Origin of the sequence: Planomicrobium sp. YIM 101495 (assembly GCF_009707665.1) — a bacterium.
GTDB lineage: Bacteria > Bacillota > Bacilli > Bacillales_A > Planococcaceae > Planococcus.
This window is the reverse complement of sequence record NZ_WLZW01000001.1, coordinates 582,755-600,445: the sequence shown is the minus strand read 5'-3', so window position 1 is coordinate 600,445 and position 17,691 is coordinate 582,755. Positions and strand designations below refer to the sequence as shown.

Genomic DNA, 17,691 nt, shown 5'->3' with positions numbered 1-17,691 from the left:
GTCATTCCACCACCTTTAATATAGACGTCATGCTCGCATGGCCGACGCCACAATATTCGTTACAGAGCACTAAGTATTCGCCGATTTTGTCGACCGTCGTGGTAAATTCCGAGACGTAACCCGGCTCAAGCATCATGTTGATGTTCGTGCCAGCGACCTGGAAGCCATGGACCACGTCTTTTGTCGTTGCGATGAATTTGATTTTTGAACCGACCGGCACTTCGATTTCGATCGGGTTGTAGTAAAATGCGGAAGCGACGATGATCACTTCATAGTCCCAGTCTTTTCCTTCAACTTTATGGACGCCCGGGTTGTCGAATGGTGCGATTTCGTCGACCCTCTCCGGATCCACATAAACTTGTGCACTCGGCGGGTGAGATCCGCTATGATAGGCGCTGAAGCCGAGTATGACGAGAAATACGATTAACGATGCGGTGCCAAAAGTCAGCCACCACTTTTCATATTTATGGATATGCATGATGAGTCCTCCTCTTTAAAATCTTCCTAAGAATAAATCGAATACGATGATCCATGTGATGACAATGAAGACGCCGAGCGACATGACGGCGATAAGCGTGCCTTTCAAGTTCACTTCTTCTTCCGTGTGCCGGTTATTTTTCGTGACCGTTTTGTTGGCCATTTGCCCCACTCCTTTTCGTTGTTGCTTGCCTACACTTAGTTTATGCATTCAGCGACCTCGAGGCTGTGAGAAAAGTCACACAAACGGATCTTGATTGTGAAGGATTTGTGAAACTGTTTATAATAGAGGAATAGGGGGCGTGGAATATGTTGAAATCATTCGATCTTACAGGCAAGACTGCCATCGTGACCGGGGCAGGTAAAGGAATCGGCAAGGCCATCGCAACTGCATTATGGCAAGCTGGCGCAAACGTCATGCTCGTTGCACGGACGGAAACGGACCTCATCGCATTAAATGAAGAACTTGGCGAAGGGCGTAGCGACTTCACCGTCTGTGACATCAAAGACCGTGACCAGATCAAGCACGCCGTCGAAGGAACTGTCAGCCGCTTCGGCTCACTCGAAATTTTAGTAAACAATGCAGGCATGAACATCCGCTCGACTGCGGACAACGCGACGGACGGTGAGTGGCGCGACATTATGGAGACGAATGCACAAAGTGTCTTCCGCTTTTCGCAGGAAGCGGGCAGGGTTATGAAACCAGGTGCCTCGATCATCAACGTGTCGTCAGTAGGCGGCGACCGCGCACTGAAGACGGGTGTCATTTACGCTGCGTCAAAAGCGGCCGTCATCCAGATGACGAAAGTGATGGCGCTCGAATGGGGCGAAAAGAACATCCGCGTCAACGCTATCGGACCATGGTATTTCAAGACACCATTAACAGAGAAGCTACTTGCGGACGAAGCATATTTGAACGAAATTTTGGCAGTGACGCCGCTGAAGCGTGTCGGCGAATTGCCGGAAGTCGCTTCACCTGTCGTCTTTCTTGCATCAGATGCGGCAAGCTACATTACAGGCCAGACGTTATTTATCGACGGTGGCATGAGTATTCACGGTTTTTCGTGAGTCGCAGTCTCAACAAAGAGCGCAAAAGGTGTTACGATGGAAGCAGGATATAGAGAAGGAGATTCAATGAGTATGACAGCAGCAGAACATTCACGTGAAATTAGAGATACAGCATGGTTGTATGAAGTATTCCGTGCAAATGAAGACGAAGAACGTGCACAAAAAGCGGAGCTCTTCGCGAAAAAGATCATCAAGAACCATTTCATCATTGGATTCGCCGGACATTTTTCAGCCGGCAAATCATCCATGATCAATGCGCTCACTGGCGAGACGTTATTGCCGGCAAGTCCGATCCCGACTTCAGCGAACATCGTCAACGTCCATAAAGCGGTACAAGACTTCGCCATCGTCAATCGGCGTGACGGCAAACCCGTCTACTTCCCGGAAAACTACGATTTCGACAAAGTGAAAGCATTTTGCAAAAGCGGAGATGTGACACAGATTGATATCGGACACGAGGCATCTGTTTTGCCTGAAGGGATCACAGTCATGGATACGCCAGGAGTGGACTCGACGGATGACGCGCACAGACTGTCGACGGAATCCGCACTGCACGTAGCAGATATGGTCTTTTACGTCATGGATTACAACCACGTGCAATCGGAATTGAACTTCAGCTTCACGAAAGAGCTGCAGGATTATACGGACTTGTATTTGATCGTCAACCAGATCGACAAGCACCAGAACAATGAGATGAGCTTCGAAGAATTTCAGCAGACTGTCCACGACTCGTTCAAAGTGTGGGGTGTCGAGGCGAAAGGGATCTTCTTCACCTCATTGAAGGAGTTCGATCACCCAGGCAATGATTTCGACAAGGTCAAAGCGATCGTCACGGAATCGATGGACAACTGGCAGGACCGGATCGGCCAATCAGCGGAAGCTGCGATGCGTCAATTGAAAGACGAGCACCTGAAGTTCTTGGAAGAAGAAAAAATGGATCGACTCGAGACATTCGCATCGGTCCTGACACCGGAAGAATGGGCGAACCGCGAAGACATCAAACAGGAAAGCTTGTCCGTCAAGAAACGGCAGGCTGTGCTCGGCTATCCGGACTGGCGGGATGCATTCGAGCGCGAACGGAAAGCATTGCTCGAAAATGCGAACATCATGCCGTACGAATTGCGTGATGCACTGCGTTCTTATTTGGAGAGTATGCAGCCGAACTTCAAGGTCGGCATGCTGTTCAGTAGGAAGAAGACGGAGCAGGCACGCGAAGAACGGAAGGCCGAAGTCAGGGAACAATTGCAAAAAGTCGTCGCCGCGCAAATTACGCCACACTTGAAGGCGTTGATGAAAGCGTCGCTGAAGCAGGCTGGCTTATTGAATGATGAGCAGTCATTAATCATCGGCGACCTCGAATTTGTCATTCCGTTTACAGTAGTCGAGAAGGAAATGCCGCGCGGGGCAGTATTGACTGGGGACACGGTATTGAATTTCGCGAAGAACATCACGAACGGTGTGCAAAAGTGGTTCGCCGCTGAAACGGAATCGTGGAAAGCTTCTCAGGAACCGCGCTTCTCTGAACTGACGGATGATGCTGCAGCAGAAATCGCGATGAAGACAGAAGGCTTACGCGAAAAAATGTTCGCAATTTCTTCAATGGAAGAAATGGATGAACGCATTTCGAAAGTGAAAAGTTCATTGTCAGCGGCTTTACCTTCACAGCTTGAACACGCGACGCAATTAGCGGAGCGCTGGGAGCAGGAGTTCCGTTTTTCGGTGGATGACATGGTCGAATTCGACGAGTCGATGCTCCAACAAGTAGAGGCGAGAGCTGACGAGGAAGAACAGCAGCAAGATTCAAACGCAGTCACAGTCGACGAAGCACATGTACTGGCACGCGTTAACCGGACAATCGATGCGCTTGCACCGATCAATGGATTTTCTGAAACCGTCGATTATTTGAAACGACGAGCGCGAAGACTCGAGAAGCAAGAGTTCACAATTGCTTTGTTCGGAGCGTTCAGTGCTGGGAAATCATCGTTCTCGAACGCATTGATGGGCGAGAAGGTGTTGCCGGTATCCCCAAACCCGACAACTGCGACAATCAACCGGATCCGTCCGGTAGCGGAAGGCCGTCCGCACGAAACAGCGGATGTTCGTTTGAAGACACCAGCACAATTAACGGAAGATGTCCAAGCATCGTTCCGCGTTCTCGGAATCGAAGCGACAGACCTCGAACAAGCTTATGAGCTTGCACAGAATCTGCCGGAAAGCGAAGGCCCGCAGCAGCAAGTGCATAAATCATTCCTTGTAGCGTTCGAACGAGGCTATACGCAGTTCCGTGAACGACTCGGTGAAACGTTGCGTGTGGACCGCGAAGCATTTGGCCGATACGTTGCGAAAGAAGAGCTCAGCTGTTTCGTCGATGAAATCGACTTTTACTACGATTGTGAACTAACAAGAAGTGGTGTGACATTGGTCGACACGCCAGGAGCGGACTCGATCAATGCGCGCCATACGAACGTCGCGTTCGAGTACATTCGAAACGCCGATGCGATCTTGTTCATCACGTATTATAACCACGCCTTTGCGCGAGCGGACCGTGAATTCCTCATTCAGCTCGGGCGAGTCAAAGATGCATTCGAACTCGACAAGATGTTCTTTGTCGTCAACGCCATCGATCTTGCTTCGAACGAAGAGGAAAAACAAGCGGTCATCAACTACGTACAGACCGAGCTTCAACGCTTCGGCATCCGCTTCCCGCGGTTATTCGGCGTCTCGAGCTTGCAGGCGTTAACAGACCGCGAAGCATCAGGGTTATTAGACTTCGAGCAGTCGTTCCAACATTTCTTGAAGGGCGAATTGAAGGGCATGGCGGTCCAGTCGTTGTCTGAAGAAGAACAGCGCACCATCGACCGTTTCAAAGCACTCATTACACAAACAGAGCGAAACCTCGCACGAAAAGATGAGCGACTCGAAGAACTTGCTAAAATCGAGCAGCAAATCCGCCTCTTGCTCGGCCGTTCTGCTGCAGAGCTATTGACGAAGGAAACAGTGCAGGAGCTGGATGAACTGCTTTACTACGTGAAGCAACGTGTCTTCTACCGCTTCAACGATTTCTTCAAAGAGGCGTTCAACCCTTCAGCATTCACTGGCAAATCTGCTCAAGCTGCACTCGATTTTGCACTGGCGGACTTGGTGGAGATGACGGCGTTCGACTTCCAGCAGGAAATGCGTGTAACAACGTTCCGCATTACGCGTTACGTAGAGAAGAAAATCGAAGAGCGTTTCAAGGAAGATGGCCAAAAGCTTCGTGAGCTGAACAATGATTTTAACTTCATTCCGTATGAAGTGGAAGAAACGGTGCAGCCAGAAGGCAATAAGCCATTCCAAGAAGCGGATTACCGCTCTGTGAAATCGCATTATCGCAACAACCGGAGCTTCTTCGAGAAGAATGAAAAAGAAGTACTGCGCGATGCACTGCAAGCATTGATGGAACCGGATGCACAGAAATTCTTGGGCCAAGAACGTGAAATGGTCAAGGAATGGGCGGGTTTCTGGATCGGACAGGAAGCGGAAGGCTTGCGTCAGCACTTAATGCACCAGGCGATCAGCCAGCTGGAAGCGGAACGTTCATTGCTGCGTGAGTCGGAGCAATTGGAAGATTGGAAGAAACGTTTTGCAACAGTTCAGGAAGGAAGGGTGTAAGGCATGCAAGTGTTTATTGAGACGATTGAGACAAAAGAGTCACGCTGGATCGATGCACGGTTTGATTTGAGCAACCCGAAAGCTGGGCAGGAACTGTACGAACAGGAACATATCGAAGGTGCTGTTCACTGGGACCTCGAGCGTGATTTATCCGATATGGCAGCTGGAACTGGTGGGCGGCATCCGCTGCCTCCCCGTGAAGCGATTACGGATTTACTACAGCGGAGCGGGCTGAATAAGAGCGACCACATCGTCATATATGACGGAGGCGGCGAGCCGTTTGCAGCACGTGCTTGGTGGATCTTGAAGTATGCAGGTTTTGAAAGAGTCTACATCAGCCGACTCGGCTTTGATGCGCTGAAGAGCGCTGGCATTGCGGTGACGGATGAAGTGCCATCATTTAGCCGTACTACAGTCGAACCGTCATTCGATGATTCAATCCATGCCGATCAGGAAACGGTGAGACGTGTCGTCAGCGGTGAAGAGTTTGGTGTCTTACTCGATGCCCGTTCTGCTGAGCGCTATGCAGGGTTCAGTGAGCCGATCGACAAAGTAGCCGGTAGAATTCCAGGTGCGCACAATTATGACTGGACACAAGCAGTCGAAAATGGACGATTCTTGAATGATATTGATTTGACCACTGTTGTCAATGATACGGAACCGACAATCGTTTATTGTGGGAGCGGTGTCACGGCCGCCGCTTTGTACGCGGTCTTGGCGGAGTCCGGACATGAACAATTACGTCTTTATTCAGGAAGCTTCTCGGACTGGATCGAATCGGAAGAGAACATCGTAGAATTTGACCGCCCGACAGAGCAGAGCGTCGACGGTCAAGCAAAAGAAATCTTGGCGAAGCTCATTCAAGAAGGACATAGCGGCGAAATGCTGATGAAGAAATACGAATACGAAAAATCACTCCTCGAAAAGAAGTAGGCTAAAACGAAAAATGCGTACGGCAATGGGATTGACTCCATTGTCGTACGCATTTTGTTTTGGTGTGTGTTATTCCGTAATGATCTCCCGGTCGTCACGTTTTGTCAGTAAGACAGTAATAATCTGGTGATTCTCCATTTCAAGCACCGTCACTTTGTGATGCGGCATACGAACGAATTCGCCTTCATTGATTTCAATGTTCTTCGTCTGAATCCAACCACCGATTGTATCGATGTCTTCACTATCGTCGAACTCGAGCTTGAATCGCTCTTCCAGCTCTTCAAGAAGGACACGACCACTCAGGCGGTAATTATTGTCATCAACTTTCACGATTTCATCTTGCTCATCCGTATCAAATTCATCACGAATCTCCCCGACAATCTCTTCTAAAATATCTTCGACTGTGATGAGACCTTCCGTCCCGCCGTACTCATCGACGACAATCGCCATCGGAACACTTTCTTTTTGCAGCGTAACGAGTACATTTTGCAACGACGCCGTCTCATGAACAAAAGGCAGTTCGTGGACTATCATGCTATTCTTTAAGTCATCCTCGGTCGTATAACGCGTCAGCATTTCCTTCACATTAACAAAACCGAGGATATGGTCGCGGTCACCGTTTTCCGTCACTGGGAGGCGTGTGTGCTGCTCGGAGATCATCTCAAGCAATTCATCATTGTCCATCTCGAGCGACACTATTTTCATTTGTGTACGCGGGACCATGACGTCTTTTGCTGTCCGTTCATCGAATGAAAAGATGTTTTGCATATAAGATAACTCAGTCAGGTTGATTTCACCGCTCTGGAAACTTTCCGCCATGATGATCTTCAGTTCTTCTTCTGAGTGCGCTTGTTCATGCGCTGAAGGTTCTATACCGAACATTTTTAACAACAGACGTGCCGAACCATTCATCAGCCAGATGAACGGAGCGAAAACTTTGCCGAAAAACAGGAGGGCAGGTGTGAATGCCATTGCCATTTTTTCGGCATATTGAATCGCCAACGTTTTCGGTGCAAGTTCTCCGATCACGACATGAAGAAACGTCACGAGAGAAAAGGCGATCGCGAACGACAAGATCGAAGCTGCCGGATTGTGGATGCCGAAGTTCTCGAAAACCGGATGCAACAGCTTCTCGACGGTCGGTTCCCCGAACCAGCCGAGGCCAAGTGCTGTGATTGTGATGCCGAGCTGACAGGCGGATAGATAATAATCCAGGTTATCGGTTATTTTTTTCGTGTTGAGGGCGGTTTTGTTGCCTTCGCTGATCAATTGATCGATCCTGGACATGCGGACTTTGATGATCGAGAATTCCGATCCGACAAAAAGCGCGGTCAGTGCGATTAGTAGGACAACCATGAATAAATGAATGATGAGTATACTGTCCAAATGGTTCCTCCGGTGTGGAGGTTCACCTCTGCTTTCTTAATGGTTAAAATAATTATAGCATAAACGGGTCATGGGTCAGGAAGCGAAAAGGTGTTTTTCTGTGTGAGTGGTGCCGCATATGCAGCCGCTCCGCTGTGGTTCTGATTTGATGAGTAAAAAAGTGAGATGAAGTGTCCATAAAATTCTATACGATCCTATTCTCGAAGGGGCTCCACAATGCAGGTCAGCCAATCGCTTATACCAATATCTCAAGCTTCACGCTAAAAGAAAAAGAACCGCCCCGAAAAGTCATATTGCATGACCTTTTGGGGCGGTTCTTCTTGTAGGTGGATTAAGCAACTAAGTCGATTACTGTCGCAATCGTGAAAATTGCTGCGAAGAATACGAAGGAAACAACGAATCCAACTCCTGCGTCGATCGCGTCGTTGCGTTTAGATTGTACATTATGCTCAAATTCATTCATGTTTACCCCTCCTAATTGATTATAATTATAAGCGAACAAGCCCAATAAATCTAGATGGAACTGCATTTCTTACGTTGAAATCCGTCTGCGTCACAAAACGGACAAATACCACAAGAGCTTAAAATCTTGTATAGTAGAGGGAGCAGGAGGGAATAGATATGATTACATCCATCTGGAAGTCGATTGAAAAGGGACAAATTGATCCGGTCTACGTAATCGTCGGAGATGAAAGCTATTTTATTAAACAAACGATCGATCGATTAAAAGCGAAACTTTCGGAAGGGGAGCTGGAACTATCCCAATTCGATCTGGACGAGGTGCCGGTCGATCACGTCATCGACGAGGCGGACACGATTCCTTTCTTCAGCGACCGAAAATTGATCGTCGCGAAGAATGCATCGTTCCTGAAAGCCGCTGAGCGCGGCAAAGAAAAGATCAATCATGATCTGAAAAGTCTCGAGGCGTGGCTGAAAAATCCGTCGTCCACTTCTGTAACGATTTTCGTCGCACCTTACGAGAAGTTGGATGAACGGAAAAAAGTGACGAAGCTGATGAAAGAGCACGCGGTGGTCATCGAAGCGAAGGCGCTTCAAGTGAATGATCTGGAAGTGTGGCTCGAGAGTGAAGCGAGAAGCCACGGGAAGCAATTCGGCCCGGGAGCTGCTAGTCAGCTGATCGAAATTGCGGGGACCGATTTGACGCTCCTTGCATCGGAACTGGAGAAGATGGCGCTATATGTCGGTTCCGAACAGGAGGAGATCGACCGGTCTCTTGTTGAGGAGATGACATCTCGAACGCTTGAGCAGGATGCATTCAAGATGCTGCAATTATACTTGGACGGCAATGCAGGGGGAGCGCTCCGCGTCTACCGCGACTTGATCCAGCAGAAGCAGGAGCCGGTCGCGCTCGCTGCACTGCTCGCTTCGCAAATCCGTTTCATGATCCACGTCTTCTATTTGCAGAAGAAGGGCTATCATGCCCAGCAGATTTCAAAGCAGCTGAAAGCCCATCCATACAGGGTCAAACTGCTTGTCGAGAAGCGCAATCGGATTCCGGAGCAGCGCTTGCTGCAAGTGCTGTCGGATCTTGCGACGGTGGATATTCAATTGAAGACGCAAAGCGGCAGCCGTGAACGCATCCTGGAATTGTTCCTGATGCAGCGTCACGGAGCGACAAGCCACTGAACAATAAAAAAGGAACTACCGGTATCCGCTCACACGGATTCGGGCAGTTCCTTTTTAATTATGCTTGTTTTTTCATCAAGCTTGATTTTTTGCGAGCAGCAGTATTCTTGTGGATAAGACCTTTAGAAGCTGCTTTCTCAACTGCTTTGATTGCTGCTTTCACAGAATCGTTAGCGTTTTCGCTGTTATTAGCAACTGCTTCTTCTGCTCGTTTGACAGCTGTACGCATAGCTGCTTTTTTAGGAGCGTTTAGCGAGTTTTTAGTTTCGTTAGTAGCAACGCGTTTGATTGCAGATTTAATGTTTGGCATGAATTTCACCTCCTAGACAATTAGGAACAGAGGCAAAGAAGCCTCCTACACTGTATGTCTCTATACAACAAGAGTTATTTTATCAAATGCAAGAGAGGATTGCAATAGAAAACGTGCAAAGAAGTTTCCCTTGACACCATCTTCTTTCTGACAGTGTTTCATTGCTTGATGGCAGTTACACTGCTATAATTCAAAGTAGTTTATATAGGAGTGTGGACCATGAATCAAGAAGAAAGAAAGAACCGGCAAACAAAAATCCGGAATTTTTCCATCATCGCGCACATCGACCACGGGAAATCGACGTTGGCCGACCGCATCTTGGAAAGAACTCAAGCCCTGACTGCACGGGAAATGAAAGCCCAATTGCTCGATTCCATGGATTTAGAACGTGAGCGTGGCATTACCATTAAATTGAACGCGGTCCAGCTGAATTATACAGCACGCGACGGCGAGACGTATATCATGCACTTGATCGATACACCTGGACACGTCGACTTTACATATGAAGTTTCGCGGAGTCTTGCAGCTTGTGAAGGCGCGATTCTTGTCGTCGACGCTGCTCAAGGGATCGAGGCGCAGACGCTCGCGAACGTCTATTTGGCATTGGACAACGACTTGGAGATCCTTCCGGTCATCAACAAAATCGATTTGCCGGCAGCGGACCCTGAGCGCGTGCGCCAAGAAGTGGAAGATGTCATCGGTCTCGATGCATCGGAAGCGGTTCTTGCTTCCGCAAAAGCGGGCATAGGCATCGAGGAGATCCTCGAGCAGATCGTCGAGAAAGTACCGGCACCGACAGGAGATCCGGAAGCACCACTCAAAGCGTTGATTTTCGATTCGCTTTACGATCCGTACCGCGGTGTTATCGCGTATGTGCGGATTATTGAAGGAACCGTGCGTCCTGGAGACCGCATCCGCATGATGGCGAATGGCAAGGAATTCGATGTGCTGGAGGCAGGCGTGTTCATGCCGCAATCCGTGAAGCGTGAAGAATTGACAGTCGGCGATGTAGGCTTCATCACCGCATCGATGAAAGACGTCGGTGATTCGACGGTCGGTGACACGATCACACTAGCGAATAACCCGGCTGCTGAAGCGCTGCCAGGTTACCGGAGATTGAACCCGATGGTGTATTGCGGACTATATCCAATCGACACCTCGAAATATAACGACCTTCGTGACGCACTGGAGAAGCTTGAGCTGAACGATGCCGCGCTTCAATTCGAGCCGGAATCTTCACAAGCGCTCGGCTTCGGTTACCGTTGCGGATTCCTTGGACTGCTTCACATGGAAATCATCCAGGAGCGCATCGAGCGTGAATTCAACATCGACTTGATCACGACAGCACCGAGCGTTATCTATGATGTCCATATGACGGACGGTGAGCTGCTTAAGGTCGACAATCCGGCAATGATGCCAGATCCGCAGAAAATCGATCGTGTCGAAGAGCCTTACGTCAAGGCGACGATCATGGTCCCGAACGATTATGTCGGCGCGGTCATGGAAATCTGCCAGCGCAAACGCGGGAACTTCATGACGATGGATTACATCGATTCAACGCGTGTGTCGATCATTTATGAATTGCCGCTTGCTGAGATCGTCTATGATTTCTTCGATCAGCTGAAATCAGGTACGAAAGGCTATGCTTCGTTTGATTACGAACTGATCGGCTATAAGGAGTCCAAACTTGTGAAGATGGACATCTTGCTGAATGCAGAAAAAGTGGATGCCTTGAGCTTTATCGTCCACCGTGATTTCTCATACGAACGCGGCAAAGCGATCGTCGACAAATTGAAGACGCTTATTCCGCGTCAGCAATTCGAAGTACCGATCCAGGCCGCAATCGGACAGAAAATCGTTGCGCGTCAGACCATTTCCGCAATCCGTAAGAACGTCCTGTCCAAGTGTTACGGCGGGGACATTTCCCGTAAACGGAAACTATTGGACAAGCAAAAGGAAGGGAAGAAGCGGATGAAGCAAGTCGGATCCGTCGAAGTCCCGCAAGAAGCGTTTATGGCTGTACTGAAAATGGATGAAGATAATAAATAAGTAATCAAAAAAAGGAGGCCAGCAACTGAGCCTCCTTTTCTTTTTAGAAAGAAGGAATAACATGGTTAAAGGATTGTATATTCATATCCCATTCTGCCACCAGATCTGTAATTACTGTGATTTCAATAAATTCTTCTTCAAAGACCAGCCTGTCGATGCGTACATCGAATCGCTCGGCAAGGAGTTGGCACTTTGGAAAAGGAACGGAGCACTCGATGAGCCGGTCAAGACGATTTTCCTTGGTGGAGGGACGCCGACTTCCTTGGAGCCTAAACAGCTGGTGCGGCTGACGTCATTGATCCATCAATATGTACCGATGGCGGAAGGTGTCGAATGGTCTTCGGAAGCGAATCCGGATGAATTGACGAAAGAGAAGATGCAAGTGTTGTTCGACGCTGGTGTCAACCGTCTCAGCATGGGCGTTCAGACGTTCGATGCGGAGCTATTGAAACGAATCGGGCGGACGCATGCGCCTGAAGACATCGCACGCGCTGTCAACGATGCACGTGCCATCGGATTTGACAATATCAGCTTTGACTTGATGTACGGACTCCCTGGCCAGACGATGGAACAATGGACAGACACGCTCGGGAAGGCATACGCATTCGATTTGCCGCACTTTTCGGCTTATTCGCTGATCATCGAGCCGAAAACCGTGTTCTACAACTTGATGTCCAAAGGGAAGCTACAGACCGTGACGGAAGAACTGGAAGCGGACATGTACAACGTCTTGATGGAAGAGATGAACAAGCGCGGGCGCAAGCAGTATGAGATTTCCAACTTCGCGCTTCCTGGCTATGAGTCGCGCCATAACTTGATCTACTGGGATAACGAATCGTATATCGGCGTGGGAGCAGGAGCCCATGGCTATGTGGACGGCATCCGTTATTCGAACGCGGGCCCATTGAAGAAGTACATGGAACCACTTGATGCGCATGTGCGTCCGGTTTTGAACGAACATCGCGTACCACTTTCCGAACAGATGGAAGAGGAGATGTTCCTCGGACTCCGTAAGACGGCTGGAGTTTCACTGAGCCACTTCACCGAGAAGTTCGAACGTAACATCGAAGAAGTATATGGAACGATCCTTGCAGAAGAGCAGGCGAAAGGTAACTTGGTCATTGAAGCGGATCACGCGAAACTGACGAGACAAGGACGTTTTGTCGGCAACGAAGTGTTCGAGAAGTTCCTCCTTGGATCTTAATTAACTAGATCGAGGGACATCCGTTGACAACCGAAAGTGAATTTGTTAATTTAGAAATATAGTTTTAGCACTCAACCTATAGGAGTGCTAAAAGAGGTGATGATCATGTTAACAGAACGGCAATTGCTCATTTTGAGTGTAACGGTGGATGATTTTATTCAGTCAGCGCAGCCGGTCGGATCAAGCCAACTTTCTAAAAAATCCGAGCTCCCATATAGTTCAGCCACGATCCGCAACGAAATGGCCGAGCTGGAAGGGATGGGCTTTCTCGAGAAGACGCATACGTCGTCTGGCCGGGTGCCATCTGAAAAAGGCTATCGTTTCTATGTGGACAACATGCTGACGCCGCGAGCGCTTCCTCTTGAAGACATCGAACAGCTGCGATCGATTTTCGATACACGGCTGTCGGAGACGGAAGAAGTAATCCGGCGTTCGGCAATGATCTTGTCGGAATTGACAAATTACACAGCAGTCCTGCTTGGGCCGGATATCGGGAAACATACCATCCGGCGTCTGTCGATCGTTCCACTCACTGCGGACTCGGCATTGGCATTGATCGTGACTGAAACGGGACATGTCGAGAAGCGCATTTTCGATATCCCGCAAGGCCTCGATCCGTCCAATATCGAGCGAATGATCAACATTTTGAACGACAGGCTTTCTGGGGTCGCACTCAGCGACCTGCAGTTCCGGCTGGAAGAGGAAGTGTTGGCCGTGTTCCGGCAGCATATAGACCGGTACACGGAACTCTTCGCTTCCTTGCAGAAGGCGGTCGTCGTGTCGAATGACAATAATGTCTTCTACGGCGGTAAACTGAACATCCTGAATCAGCCGGATTTTCACGATCTGCATAAAATCCGGGATTTGATGGGAGTATTTGAAGGATCTAAATTATTGCCAGCGATCCTTTCGGCAGGCGGGCCGGGAATCCAGATCCGTATCGGGTCGGAGAACAGCCTAGCGGCAATGGAAGACTGTTCGATTGTAACGGTTTCCTACGACGTCGGGAACGAACAAAGCGGTTCTATCGCGATCGTCGGACCGAAACGGATGGATTACAAGCGAATCGTCACCATTTTGGATACATTGAGCGGCGATTTATCGAAACAATTGACGCGCATGATCCACGGGAAGTGAACTAAAGGAGGAACTTGATTTGTTCAATGAAAAAGAAGAGCAGCCGACAGAAGAGATGGAAACACCTGAAGCTGCAGAACAAGCGGAAGTGGAACAACCGGAAACTGCAGATGTGGAGACGGAAGAAGTCCCTGTCGAAGCAGCAGAAGCCGATGAAACCGAAGAACTTCGCGAACAGCTTGAGGCGGAGCAGAACAAATACTTGCGCCTTATGGCGGACTTCGATAACTACAAGCGCCGTGCAGTGAAAGATCGGCAGGATGCGGAGAAGTTCCGTGCACAATCTTTGTTGACGGACTTGCTGCCGGTATTGGATAACTTCGACCGTGCACTTGCTGTCGAGACGACAAGTGAAGAATCCGCGTCTCTCCTGAAGGGCCTTGAAATGGTCCGGAATTCCTTAGTGGATGCTGTGCAGCGTGAAGGATTGGAAGAAGTAAAGGCAGTCGGCGAGCCGTTCGACCCGAACTTCCACCAAGCCGTCATGCAGGAGCAGGAAGAAGGCAAAGATTCCGGCGTCGTGTTAAAGGAATTGCAAAAAGGGTATACCTTAAAAGGCAGAGTTTTGAGACCATCCATGGTTAGTGTAAACGAATAATCTGAAAAGAAGACATTGGAGGAATTGAACATGAGCAAAATTATCGGTATTGACTTAGGAACAACGAACTCAGCAGTAGCAGTACTTGAAGGCGGAGAGCCGAAGATCATTCCAAACCCGGAAGGAAACCGTACGACACCTTCAGTCGTTGCATTCAAGAACGGCGAACGCCAAGTCGGGGAAGTCGCGAAGCGTCAATCGATCACAAACCCGAACACGATCCAATCGGTCAAACGTATCATGGGTACACAGGAAACTGTGAGCGCTGAAGGCAAAGACTATACACCACAGGAAGTTTCGGCAATGATCCTTCAGTATCTGAAAGGCTTCGCTGAAGACTACCTTGGCGAAAAAGTGACGAAAGCGGTCATCACAGTTCCAGCATACTTCAACGATGCAGAGCGCCAAGCAACGAAAGACGCTGGCCGCATCGCAGGTCTTGAAGTTGAACGCATCATCAACGAGCCGACTGCAGCAGCTCTTGCTTACGGTCTCGACAAAACGGAAACGGATGAAACAATCCTTGTATATGACCTTGGAGGCGGTACGTTCGACGTGTCGATCCTTGAGCTTGGCGACGGCGTCTTCGAAGTGAAATCGACTGCTGGCGACAACCGTCTGGGCGGAGACGACTTTGATGATGTCATCATCGACCACCTTGTACAGGAATTCAAAAAAGAGAACGGCATCGACTTGTCAAAAGACAAAATGGCGACACAACGCTTGAAAGATGCAGCTGAAAAAGCGAAGAAAGATTTGTCCGGCGTGACATCGACGCAAATCTCGCTTCCGTTCATCACAGCTGGAGAAGCTGGGCCATTGCACTTGGAATTGACATTGACGCGCGCGAAATTCGACGACTTGACTTCGTCACTCGTCGAGCGCACAATGGGACCGACTCGCCAGGCATTGAAAGATGCTGGCATTGCACCATCTGAACTGGATCGCGTCATTCTTGTCGGTGGTTCAACGCGCATCCCTGCTGTCCAAGAAGCAGTGCGTAAAGAAACTGGCAAAGACCCACACCGCGGTGTGAACCCGGATGAAGTAGTAGCGATGGGTGCAGCTGTACAAGGTGGCGTCCTGACTGGTGACGTGAAAGACGTTGTTCTTCTAGACGTAACGCCACTATCACTTGGAATCGAAACGATGGGCGGCGTGTTCACAAAATTGATCGAGCGCAACACGACGATCCCGACATCGAAATCACAAACATTCTCTACAGCAGCTGACAACCAACCAGCAGTGGACATCCACGTTCTTCAAGGGGAACGCCCGATGTCAGCACACAACAAAACGCTTGGTCGCTTCCAATTGGCGGATATTCCACCAGCACCACGCGGCGTTCCACAAATCGAAGTGACATTCGACATCGATAAGAACGGTATTGTTAGTGTTAAGGCGAAAGATCTTGGCACACAAAAAGAGCAGACGATCACGATCCAGTCGAACACTTCATTGACGGATGAGGAAATCGACCGCATGGTGAAAGAAGCGGAAGAGAACGCTGAAGCGGATGCGAAACGTAAAGAAGAAGTTGAGCTACGCAACGAAGCGGACCAAATGGTCTTCCAAGTCGATAAAACAATCGAAGACCTTGGAGAAGTTGTAACAGACGAAGAGAAGAAACAAGCGGAAGCAGCTCGAGATGAGTTGAAAGAAGCACTCGAATCTGATGACTTCGACAACATCCGTGAGAAGAAGGACAAATTGAATGAACTTCTACAAGGCCTTGCAATGAAAGCTTACGAGCAAGCAGCAGCGGCTCAACAAGCAGCGGAAGGTGGAGAAGGAGCAGCTCAAGGCGACGATGGCGTCATGGATGCAGAATTCGAAGAAGTGAACGACGATAAAGATAAGTAAGACCCGGGAAAAGTCAAAGCAACGCAATCTGCTTTGACTTTTTCTTTGCCCAGACCTAGGCGGTGATGCTCGTCATCCATACTACGGCGCTCAGCTCTTCGCCTAGACTGTGCAATTCAAAGCGTGTACAATAACAGGTGATTGTATTAGGAGAGTGACATATGAATAAAAGAGATTACTACGAGGTGCTTGGTGTTTCCAAGACTGCCTCTAAAGAAGAAATCAAGAAAGCCTACCGTAAATTATCAAAGATGTATCACCCGGATCTAAACAAAGAAGCGGACGCTTCCGACAAGTTCCAGGAAGTGACAGAAGCTTATGAAGTATTGAGCGATGAGCAGAAGCGCGAGCAGTATGACCAATTCGGTCACCAAGACCCGAACCAAGGCTTTGGCGGTTTCGGCGGCGGGGGAGCAGATGGCTTCGGTTTCGATGATATTTTCAGCTCCTTCTTTGGAGGCGGCGGACGCCGCCGCGACCCGAATGCACCGCGCAAAGGGGACGATCTGCAGTACAGCATGCCGATCGATTTCATGGATGCAGTATTCGGAAAAGAAGAAGAGATTTCCCTTCAAAAAGAAGAGGAATGTGGCACATGTGACGGCTCGGGTGCAAAACCTGGCACGAAAACGAAAACATGTCCGCACTGTCAAGGTTCCGGCGAACAGAACGTTGCACAGGACACGCCTTTCGGCCGCATGGTCAACCGTCGTGCTTGTCCGCATTGTTCAGGGTCCGGACAAATCATCGAAGAGAAATGTACGACATGTAGCGGCCGCGGAAAAGTTGTCAAGAATAAGAAGATCAAAGTCACGATTCCAGCAGGTGTCGATGACGGCCAGCAATTGCGCGTGACCGGCCAAGGTGGACCAGGCGTCAACGGAGGACCTCCAGGGGACCTTTACGTCGTCTTCCGCGTCAGACCGCACAAGCAATTCCAGCGTGATGGCGACGATATCTACCTGACATTGACGATCACATTCCCGCAAGCTGCTCTCGGCGATGAAGTGGAAGTGCCGACCGTTTCAGGGAAAGTGAAGCTGAAGATACCAGCAGGCACACAGAGCGGAGCGAAATTCCGTCTACGTGGCAAAGGGGTCAAGAACGTGCACGGCTACGGAACGGGTGATCAGCACATCACCGTCCAGGTGAACACACCATCGAAGCTGAACGAAAAACAGAAGCAATTGCTGCGTGAATTCGCAGAGGTTTCCGGGGACATTCCGGATGAGCAAGGAAGCTCGATGTTCGAGAAGATCAAACGTACCATCAAAGGTGAATGAACCGAATACTGAAAACAGCAGAGGTTTCTTCACAAGCGCGAAGAAACCTCGCTGTCTGTCAAAGTGAAAAAGGAGCTGGTCAAAC

15 protein-coding genes are annotated in these 17,691 nt (G+C 49.3%); 10 read left to right on the top strand and 5 right to left on the bottom strand.

Annotated elements, in window-relative coordinates; translation table 11 throughout:
• Window position 1: 1 nt before the first annotated feature.
• Window positions 2-478, bottom strand: coding sequence for a cytochrome c oxidase subunit II (locus GIW82_RS03045; RefSeq protein WP_154748433.1), 477 nt, complete (start codon window positions 476-478; stop codon window positions 2-4).
• A 15-nt stretch (window positions 479-493) separates the two neighbouring features.
• The gene (locus GIW82_RS14665) at window positions 494-640 is read right to left on the bottom strand and encodes a hypothetical protein (RefSeq protein WP_195913928.1); all 147 of its coding nucleotides are present in this window, start codon (window positions 638-640) and stop codon (window positions 494-496) included.
• Window positions 641-786: 146 nt separating this feature from the next.
• Here GIW82_RS14665 and GIW82_RS03040 point away from each other — a divergent pair, with 146 nt between their 5' ends.
• The 3 genes from GIW82_RS03040 to GIW82_RS03030 all read left to right on the top strand — a co-directional run bounded on the left by GIW82_RS03040 (window position 787) and on the right by GIW82_RS03030 (window position 6,129).
• On the top strand, window positions 787-1,545 hold the full coding sequence (locus GIW82_RS03040; protein WP_154748432.1) for an SDR family NAD(P)-dependent oxidoreductase: 759 nt from the start codon (window positions 787-789) through the stop codon (window positions 1,543-1,545).
• Between the two features lie 72 nt (window positions 1,546-1,617).
• Window positions 1,618-5,196, top strand: coding sequence for a dynamin family protein (locus GIW82_RS03035; protein ID WP_154749572.1), 3,579 nt, complete (start codon window positions 1,618-1,620; stop codon window positions 5,194-5,196).
• Window positions 5,197-5,199: 3 nt separating this feature from the next.
• Window positions 5,200-6,129 (top strand): sulfurtransferase, encoded by a 930-nt coding sequence (locus GIW82_RS03030; protein ID WP_154748431.1) that lies wholly within the window; start codon window positions 5,200-5,202, stop codon window positions 6,127-6,129.
• Between the two features lie 69 nt (window positions 6,130-6,198).
• Here GIW82_RS03030 and GIW82_RS03025 read toward each other — a convergent pair whose 3' ends face one another.
• Complete coding sequence (locus tag GIW82_RS03025; RefSeq protein WP_154748430.1) at window positions 6,199-7,515, bottom strand: hemolysin family protein; 1,317 nt, start codon at window positions 7,513-7,515, stop codon at window positions 6,199-6,201.
• Between the two features lie 331 nt (window positions 7,516-7,846).
• Complete coding sequence (locus GIW82_RS03020; RefSeq protein WP_154748429.1) at window positions 7,847-7,978, bottom strand: YqzM family protein; 132 nt, start codon at window positions 7,976-7,978, stop codon at window positions 7,847-7,849.
• Window positions 7,979-8,136: 158 nt separating this feature from the next.
• On the opposite strand from GIW82_RS03020, the gene holA reads away from it, so the two are divergent.
• On the top strand, window positions 8,137-9,162 hold the full coding sequence (gene holA, locus GIW82_RS03015) for a DNA polymerase III subunit delta (RefSeq protein ID WP_154748428.1): 1,026 nt from the start codon (window positions 8,137-8,139) through the stop codon (window positions 9,160-9,162).
• Window positions 9,163-9,220: 58 nt separating this feature from the next.
• On the opposite strand, the gene rpsT is transcribed toward holA, so the two are convergent.
• A complete protein-coding gene (gene rpsT / locus GIW82_RS03010; protein ID WP_154748427.1) occupies window positions 9,221-9,472 on the bottom strand; it encodes a 30S ribosomal protein S20 in 252 nt (83 codons plus the stop codon).
• Window positions 9,473-9,691: 219 nt separating this feature from the next.
• Here rpsT and lepA point away from each other — a divergent pair, with 219 nt between their 5' ends.
• The 6 genes from lepA to dnaJ all read left to right on the top strand — a co-directional run bounded on the left by lepA (window position 9,692) and on the right by dnaJ (window position 17,606).
• Window positions 9,692-11,521: a translation elongation factor 4 gene (lepA, locus tag GIW82_RS03005; protein ID WP_154748426.1), complete on the top strand. Its 1,830-nt coding sequence runs from the start codon at window positions 9,692-9,694 to the stop codon at window positions 11,519-11,521.
• Between the two features lie 61 nt (window positions 11,522-11,582).
• Window positions 11,583-12,725 carry a radical SAM family heme chaperone HemW gene (gene hemW, locus GIW82_RS03000; protein WP_154748425.1) on the top strand — a complete coding sequence of 381 codons (1,143 nt, stop codon included), beginning with the start codon at window positions 11,583-11,585 and terminating at the stop codon, window positions 12,723-12,725.
• 105 nt (window positions 12,726-12,830) lie between these two features.
• On the top strand, window positions 12,831-13,862 hold the full coding sequence (gene hrcA, locus GIW82_RS02995) for a heat-inducible transcriptional repressor HrcA (RefSeq protein WP_154748424.1): 1,032 nt from the start codon (window positions 12,831-12,833) through the stop codon (window positions 13,860-13,862).
• Window positions 13,863-13,881: 19 nt separating this feature from the next.
• Window positions 13,882-14,460, top strand: a complete 579-nt coding sequence (grpE, locus tag GIW82_RS02990; RefSeq protein WP_255475123.1) for a nucleotide exchange factor GrpE — start codon at window positions 13,882-13,884, stop codon at window positions 14,458-14,460.
• A 30-nt stretch (window positions 14,461-14,490) separates the two neighbouring features.
• Window positions 14,491-16,323, top strand: a complete 1,833-nt coding sequence (gene dnaK / locus GIW82_RS02985; protein WP_154748423.1) for a molecular chaperone DnaK — start codon at window positions 14,491-14,493, stop codon at window positions 16,321-16,323.
• Between the two features lie 161 nt (window positions 16,324-16,484).
• A complete protein-coding gene (dnaJ, locus tag GIW82_RS02980; protein WP_154748422.1) occupies window positions 16,485-17,606 on the top strand; it encodes a molecular chaperone DnaJ in 1,122 nt (373 codons plus the stop codon).
• The last annotated feature ends 85 nt before the right edge of the window (window positions 17,607-17,691 follow it).